Annotated in this window: 8 protein-coding genes, 1 tRNA gene, 1 pseudogene and 1 riboswitch; of the genes and pseudogenes, 9 read left to right on the top strand and 1 reads right to left on the bottom strand. The window is 62.2% G+C overall.

Annotation, left to right across the window (positions count from 1 at the left end):
* The 4 genes and pseudogenes from AC5XE7_RS16525 to AC5XE7_RS16510 form a co-directional block, all read left to right on the top strand.
* Positions 1-121 (top strand): annotated as a pseudogene (locus AC5XE7_RS16525) (IS5/IS1182 family transposase); the annotation flags it as partial.
* A gap of 214 nt (positions 122-335) precedes the next feature.
* Positions 336-426, top strand: a tRNA-Ser gene (locus AC5XE7_RS16520).
* A gap of 205 nt (positions 427-631) precedes the next feature.
* Positions 632-1,012, top strand: a complete 381-nt coding sequence (locus AC5XE7_RS16515) for a VOC family protein (protein WP_239798374.1) — start codon at positions 632-634, stop codon at positions 1,010-1,012.
* Between the two features lie 423 nt (positions 1,013-1,435).
* Positions 1,436-2,548: a pyridoxal phosphate-dependent aminotransferase gene (locus tag AC5XE7_RS16510; RefSeq protein WP_495366874.1), complete on the top strand. Its 1,113-nt coding sequence runs from the start codon at positions 1,436-1,438 to the stop codon at positions 2,546-2,548.
* 10 nt (positions 2,549-2,558) lie between these two features.
* On the opposite strand, the gene AC5XE7_RS16505 is transcribed toward AC5XE7_RS16510, so the two are convergent.
* On the bottom strand, positions 2,559-3,110 hold the full coding sequence (locus AC5XE7_RS16505; RefSeq protein WP_495366866.1) for a histidine phosphatase family protein: 552 nt from the start codon (positions 3,108-3,110) through the stop codon (positions 2,559-2,561).
* Positions 3,111-3,179: 69 nt separating this feature from the next.
* A riboswitch (adenosylcobalamin (AdoCbl) riboswitch) is annotated at positions 3,180-3,261 on the top strand.
* A 47-nt stretch (positions 3,262-3,308) separates the two neighbouring features.
* Here AC5XE7_RS16505 and AC5XE7_RS16500 point away from each other — a divergent pair.
* The 5 genes from AC5XE7_RS16500 (at position 3,309) to AC5XE7_RS16480 (ending at position 6,770) form a co-directional block, all read left to right on the top strand.
* On the top strand, positions 3,309-3,518 hold the full coding sequence (locus AC5XE7_RS16500; RefSeq protein WP_495366865.1) for a CbtB domain-containing protein: 210 nt from the start codon (positions 3,309-3,311) through the stop codon (positions 3,516-3,518).
* A gap of 12 nt (positions 3,519-3,530) precedes the next feature.
* Positions 3,531-4,265: a CbtA family protein gene (locus AC5XE7_RS16495; RefSeq protein ID WP_495366864.1), complete on the top strand. Its 735-nt coding sequence runs from the start codon at positions 3,531-3,533 to the stop codon at positions 4,263-4,265.
* Positions 4,266-4,268: 3 nt separating this feature from the next.
* Complete coding sequence (locus AC5XE7_RS16490; RefSeq protein ID WP_495366863.1) at positions 4,269-4,901, top strand: hypothetical protein; 633 nt, start codon at positions 4,269-4,271, stop codon at positions 4,899-4,901.
* A 95-nt stretch (positions 4,902-4,996) separates the two neighbouring features.
* Positions 4,997-5,638 (top strand): TetR/AcrR family transcriptional regulator, encoded by a 642-nt coding sequence (locus AC5XE7_RS16485; RefSeq protein WP_495366862.1) that lies wholly within the window; start codon positions 4,997-4,999, stop codon positions 5,636-5,638.
* Positions 5,607-6,770: an isovaleryl-CoA dehydrogenase gene (locus AC5XE7_RS16480; protein WP_495366861.1), complete on the top strand. Its 1,164-nt coding sequence runs from the start codon at positions 5,607-5,609 to the stop codon at positions 6,768-6,770. The genes AC5XE7_RS16485 and AC5XE7_RS16480 overlap by 32 nt, the downstream gene beginning before the upstream one ends.
* The last annotated feature ends 1 nt before the right edge of the window (position 6,771 follow it).

Here is a 6,771-nt window from a genome sequence, read left to right as displayed (position 1 = left end):
GGTCGAGAACCTGTTCGCCAAGCTCAAGGACTGGCGCCGCATCGCCACACGCTACGACCGATGCGCTCACACCTTCTTCTCAGCGATATGCATCGCCGCAGCCGTCATCTTCTGGATCTGACCAATGAGTCCTGAGCCTAAGCCTTCGTCCGGGAAGGTGAGCCAATACAAAGCGGCTCGCTTGCAGCGACAGGGAATACAGAAAGCATGTGGGCATCTTTGCCGATACTCCACCTCGTCCCTTCGCCTGTTCAGGCGACGTTCCACATAAAGCTGTATTTATCTGCAAGATAGGACCTTGCCAAACTGGCGGAAACGCTTAGAAAGCGCCGTGTGGAGAGGTGGCCGAGTGGTCGAAGGCGCTCCCCTGCTAAGGGAGTAGAGGTCAAAAGCTTCTCGTGGGTTCGAATCCCATCCTCTCCGCCACTTCGGTACAAAACCGGGAACGCCGATTTCCCTCCCTTAGTGGCTATCAGCGTCCTCAACAGGGCGTTCTTGCTTCCTTTGATGTAGATCGCGTCATCCGCGACCTCGACGTGCTGGGCGAAAGCCCGGACGTGCTCCCGCCGATAGATGGTGCTTTCCGATCTGTCTGGAATCGGGCTAGGTCACAGTCATCAGGAGGAAATGCATGTTCAGTCACGTCATGGTCGGCTCGAATGATCTCGAGCAATCCAAAAAGTTTTATGATGCCATTTTTACTGCTTCAGGTGGCACCGCAGGCACGATCGATCCGAAGGGGCGCGTTGTTTACAGCAAAGGCGGGCCTCGTTTCATGATTACCGCGCCGATCAACGGAGATTCCGCCTGCCATGCCAACGGCGGCACGATCGGCTTCGCCCTTTCATCGCCCGATGAGGTTGATGCATGGCACGCGGCGGGCGTGAAAAACGGGGGAACATCGGTCGAGAACCCACCCGGCATCCGCGAAGTCGGAAGCCGGAAATTGTATCTGGCCTATCTTCGTGACCCCACAGGCAACAAGCTCTGCGCAAGCGCGCTGGCTCCGTGACCGCATAGATTCCCAGCCATGTTCTGATCCGCATTGATGCTGCGGCGCCGCTGTCGGTGATGGTCAGATGTAGCGGGTAGGACGGCAAGGGAGCGGCATGCGGCAATGGCGGCGATGCCTTTCAGGCGATCCGCCATGCCGGAACCGCTCCTTGGCAACTGCCCCAGCCACGGAAATCCCGGGCAGAGCCTCAAAATCACACATCGCTCCCACGAGGTAATAGCGGAAGCCTTTGCCCGGCATGAGGGAACAAGGGACCTTGCTCCCCGCCTGCGGCTGCGCTTAAAGCATTGTGTGAGGTCTCCGGGGCTATTGCGCTGGAGACATACGGGCTTGCTATTCAGATGTGCGGTTGCCTTGAAAAGCACCCGCCGTGTGAATGCAGCCCGTTTCGGCCGCAACCGTTTTGACGACTGGATCGCCATGCCCATCTATCCGCCGTTCACGCCCATTATCTCAGCCCTACCCTCGACCGTTCCGTTCGTGGGGCCGGAAGCGCAGGAGCGCGCAGGCGGCCAGAAATTCCGTGCCCGGATCGGTGCCAATGAAAGCAGCTTTGGCCCCTCCCCCAGCGTTATCGCCAGTATGACCGAGGCCGCGCCCGACATGTGGATGTATTGCGATCCGGACAATCACGACGTCAAAGTCGCGGTCGCCGCCCATCATGGCGTGAAACCTGAGAACATCGTGATCGGGGAAGGCATAGACGGGCTGCTGGGGCTGATCGCGCGCATGTATGTGGGCGCGGGCGAACCGGTGGTGACGTCGCTTGGCGCCTATCCCACGTTCAATTTCCATATTGCCAGCGTCGGCGGCAGGCTGGTGCCGGTGCCATACAAGAATGACCGCGAAGATCTTGACGGGTTGCTGGAAGCGGTGCGACGGGAAAACTCCCGGCTGGTCTATCTCTCCAATCCTGACAATCCGATGGGAAGCTGGTGGGATGCCGACGAGATCAGCCGCTTCGTCGAAGCCCTGCCCGAGACCACCATGTTCATTCTCGACGAGGCCTATTGCGAGCTGGCGCCAGCTTCCGCCTTGCCGGCAATCGATGTTTCGCGCCCCAACGTGGTACGCATGCGCACCTTCTCCAAGGCTTACGGGCTTGCCGGCATTCGCTGCGGATATGCCATCGGAGAAGAGACGGTTATCGCCGCCTTCGAGAAGATCCGGAATCACTATGGCGTCAGCCGCATGGCGCAGATCGCGGGCGAGGCCGCGATCAAGGATCAGGCATGGCTGGCAGAGGTGGTGCGCAAGGTGGAAGCCGGACGGCAGCGCATCGCCGCGATCGCTGCGGAAAACGGGCTCGACACCCTGCCCTCCGCCACCAATTTCGTGGCCGTGGACTGCGGCACGGACGGCCCTTTTGCTCTGAAGGTGCTCCAGAACCTGCTGGCGCGCGGGGTGTTCATCCGCAAGCCGATGGTGGCCGGGCTGGATCGCTGTGTCCGCATCAGCGTCGGGCTCGACCACGAGCTCGATATTCTGGCCGAGGAACTGCCGAAAGCACTGGCCGCTGCTCGCGCAGGATAGGCTTGCCGTTTCATCCGGAGACTATACGCAGAGCCCAGCGACGGCCATCGCTGGTGAAATGTGTCAGGCTGAGAGGCTGAACATCTACTGCCCGGAAAGCCTGCGATGGCGCGCCAAGCACTTCGCAGACGGCAGCACGAATGACTGCGGGGTGCGTGATCGCAAGCGTATGCCCCGAAAGGCCGAGGTTTTCCTTCAGCAAAGCCGCGATACGCCGGCGCAGATCGTTCAGCGTTTCGCCGCCGTGCGGTGCCACATCGGGGTCGGACATCCATGTCGCAAGTTCCGCCGGATCGAGTTCAGCAAGCCTGCGGCCAGCCCAGAAGCCAAAATTCTGATCGGCCAGAGCCGCGACAGGCTCCCCCATCAGGCCCAGAGCATTCGCCGTTTCCAGCACCCTGAACTCCGGCCCGTGCCAGACGCGGTCCGCACCCGGGATTTGAGTGGCCAGCCTTTGCGCCTGAGAGAGCGATTTCTGTTCCAGCGGCTCATCGCGATGAAAGGCATTGCGGCGCAAAGCTGCGGTCGCGCCACAACAAATCAGGGTCAGGCGTCCTGTCATATTCTCTCGCGTCTCCCCTTCAGTTCAATTGACAGCCATACAGGACGGCGGGTAATTTCGGCAAAGGTTACGGATCCGGAAGCTGGTGAAAATCCAGCACGGTCGCGCCACTGTGACCGGCAGGGGTGCCGGAAGTCAGACCTTGGTTCGTCTCCCCAGCTTGCATGAACGGGACGCAGGATCCCAGGGAGAAGCACGATGTCCGACATTACTTTTGCACCAGAAGTGCGGCCGGTTCCGATTCCGGTTCGCGAAATCATGCCATGGGCTATTTTCGGCGGCCTGCTCATGATTCTGGGCATCTATTTCATCGGCGCAGAAGAAGGGGCAACGACCCTGTTCTCAAGCCTGAGCACGCATGAATTCGTTCATGACGCGCGTCACCTCCTCGGCTTCCCCTGCCACTGAAAGAACAGCGCCATGGTTGGAAATCTTCTGCTTCGCGGGATGCTGATCGGCGTCCTCGCTGGTCTGTTCGCATTCGGTTTTGCCCGCGTGTTCGGCGAACCACACATTGACACTGCCATCGCTTATGAAGAAGCGGCGGCCGCAGCCTCCGGCGAACCGGCCGAGGAAGAGGAAGAACTGGTCAGCCGCGAAACCCAGGCCGGACTTGGCCTGCTGACCGGGTCGGTCGTCTACGGTGCCGCCATCGGCGGGCTGTTCGCGCTGGTCTTCGCCTTCGTCTACGGGCGTGTCGTCACGCTCACGCCCCGCGCCACCGCCGGTCTGCTGGCGATCGCCGCCTTCATCGCCGTGGTGATTGCTCCGGCCATGAAATATCCGGCGACACCGCCGGCCGTCGGCAATCCCGAAACGATCGGCGAGCGCACCGAGTTGTTCTTCGTCATGCTGATCGTGTCGATCATCGCGGCCGTAGTTGCCGTTGCGCTGGCGCGGCGGCTGTGGAGCCAGCTGGGCGGCTGGAATGCCGGCATCGTCGGCGGACTCGCCTTCCTCGTCATCATCGCCATCGCCCAATATGCGCTGCCGACGGTGAACGAGATTCCAGAAGGCTATTCGGCCGATCTGATCTGGCATTTCCGCACCTCCTCGCTCGGCATGCATGCGGTGCTGTGGACGGTGATCGGGCTCGGCTTCGGCGCGGTTGCCGAGCGTGCGCTGGCGACCCGCCAGCGCAGCCGGACGGCCTGAGAAATGCAGGCGCGGCACGCCCCTCCTCTGGCGCGTGCCGCGCTTGTTCTTGCCCTTGCAGCGACGGGTTTTGCCACCGACGAGGCCGAAGCGCACCGACGCTTCAACCCGGAAGAAATCAAGGGCATCCCGATCGCCAGCCTGTCGCACGGGCAGATGGCGGTGATCGCCGACTATCGCAGCGACATCATGAAACTGGCCGCGCAGGAGCGGCAGGTGGACGACACCTTCGTGCGCCTGCTGAACTACGGCAACATCCAGTACACCTATTGCCTGTGGGGGCTGGTTCCCGGCACGCTGGCCGACGAGGAAAGCCCCTTCAACGAATGCGCCCACGCCTATCTGTCGGCCGCGCGCGAGCTGCTTTCCCACATGCGTGAAACATCGGCCAACAAACCAGCCGTGGAAGATCTCGTATCGCGCATCGACGCAGACATGGTACGCAAGGAATCCTCCTTCGTGCTGTGCCAATACAGCGCCGACACCTTCGATACGGCAAGCGTGGTTCGCCCCGTATGGAGCGACATTCCGAAACATCTCCCGAGTCTCGCCGCCTTTTCCGGACTGGGGCTGGCCTTTGCCGCGGCAGGAATGGTGCTCGGCAAGGGACGCGCGCGGCCTGACAACCGCGACTGAGTTCACAATCGACCTGCTATCCCCTGCCATTCAATATCTCGCCCACCTCTTGAATTAATTGAACGTACGTTTTATTAAGAGGATGGAGGAACCCGATGGCACGCACCGCAGGATCGGATGGCGAGAGAACGGAAGCGGCGATCCGCGAGGCCGCCGTCGATCTGATCGCGCGCCACGGCTACGAGGCCGTGTCCATGCGCCAGCTTGCGGCGCGGGTCGGCGTTCAGGCGGCGGCGCTCTACCGCTACTTTCCCACCAAGGAAGACCTGCTGTTCACCCTGATGCGCGAGCACATGGAGGCATTGCTCGGCGCATGGAGCGAGGCTCGGCCTGCCGCCACGGACGCCACCACGCGCCTTGCCGCCTTCGTGGCGAACCACATCGCCTTTCATATCGAGCGGCGCTCGCAGACCCATATTTCAAACATGGAGCTGCGCAGCCTCTCACCCGAACGGCTGACCTTCATCCTGCGGCTGCGCACCTCCTACGAAAAGGAACTGCGCGCCATCCTGCGCGACGGCACGGAAGCCGGCGTCTTCGATCTGGACGACATCGGGCTCGCCGCCATGGCGGTTATCCAGATGATCACCGGCGTCATCGTCTGGTTCCGGCCGGATGAGCGGCTTTCGGTGGAAGGGGTGACGCAGACCTATCTTTCCATGACAATGCGCCTTGTCGGGGCGACCACGAACCGGGAGACACAGCATGTACACGCAGGCACTCGACTTCGGGCTTGACGAAGACGTCGCGGCACTTCGCGACCTCGTTCACCGCTTCGCACAGGAAAAGGTCGCGCCGCTGGCGGCGGAGATCGACCGCAGCAACGAATTCCCGGCCCATCTGTGGGGAGAAATGGGCGCGCTCGGCCTGCTTGGCATGACCGCCAACCCGGCCTTCGGCGGCACCGGCATGGGCTATCTGGCCCATGTGGTGGCGATGGAGGAGCTTTCCCGCGCCTCTGCCTCGGTCGCTCTCTCCTACGGCGCGCATTCGAACCTGTGCGTGAACCAGATCAACCGCTGGGGCACCGACACCCAGAAGGAGAAATACCTGCCGGCGCTGTGCTCGGGCGCTGCGGTCGGCGCACTGGCCATGTCCGAGCCCGGCGCGGGCTCGGACGTGGTATCGATGCGGCTGAGGGCCGAGAAGAAGAACGATCGCTTCGTGCTCAACGGCACCAAGATGTGGATCACCAACGGGCCGGACGCCGACACGCTGGTGGTCTACGCCAAGACCGATCCGGAGCGGAAATCGCGCGGCATCACCGCCTTCCTGATCGAGAAGGGCTTTGCCGGTTTCTCGGTGGCGCAGAAGCTCGACAAGCTCGGCATGCGCGGCTCCAACACTGGCGAACTGGTGTTCGACAATGTGGAAGTGCCGTTCGAGAACGTGTTGGGCGAGGAAGGCAAGGGCGTCGAGGTGCTGATGTCCGGCCTCGATTACGAGCGCACCGTGCTTTGCGGGGGACCGCTCGGCATCATGGCCGCCTGCCTCGACGTCGTGGTGCCCTATGTGCGCGAGCGCAAACAGTTCGACCGCCCGATCGGCGACTTCCAGCTCGTGCAGGGCAAGCTCGCCGACATGTACACCACGCTGAACGCCTGCCGGGCCTATGTCTATGCGGTGGCCTCTGCCTGCGACCGCGGCCAGACCACGCGCAAGGATGCGGCCGGCTGCATTCTCTACTCGGCCGAAAAGGCTACGCAGACGGCGCTCGACGCCATCCAGTTGCTCGGCGGCAACGGCTACATCAACGATTATCCGACGGGGCGCCTGCTGCGCGACGCCAAGCTCTACGAAATCGGCGCCGGCACGTCGGAAATCCGCCGCTGGCTGATCGGCCGCGAGATCATGAGCGAGGAGATCTGAG

The organism is Aquamicrobium sp. YD-1-mutant5 (genome assembly GCF_059509755.1).
Note: the sequence above shows the minus strand (reverse complement) of the source record. Positions and strands in the feature narration are given on the sequence as shown.